Source organism: Vibrio marinisediminis (assembly GCF_014050145.1).
GTDB lineage: Bacteria > Pseudomonadota > Gammaproteobacteria > Enterobacterales > Vibrionaceae > Vibrio > Vibrio marinisediminis.
Window position 1 is genome coordinate 1 of sequence record NZ_JACFYF010000323.1, and the last position, 245, is coordinate 245.

Sequence of the window (245 nt, forward strand, 5' to 3'; positions counted from 1 at the left end):
TATTCCTTATAAGTCATTAATACTTGCTCAAATATTTTACTAGCTTTCTCATATTCAGCTATATTAAAATAGCAAATTCCTAGTTGGTAAGCTATATTTGTGCTTATAATTTTCTCTAGTAATTTAGCATAATTCAAAAATGCTTCTGCGTGTGAAATTAATGATGATAAAGTTGTTATGTTATGCACTTCTAGTTTACTTACCATATAATCTGCTATAATTTTTCCTATAATCTGTAATTGTTT

At 25.7% G+C, this 245-nt stretch carries 1 protein-coding gene; it reads right to left on the reverse strand.

The features are described 5' to 3' along the window. Positions 1–206 (reverse strand): hypothetical protein (locus H2O73_RS21970; protein ID WP_220457781.1); only part of this gene is annotated, 206 nt, incomplete at its 3' end. Positions 207–245 lie beyond the last annotated feature (39 nt).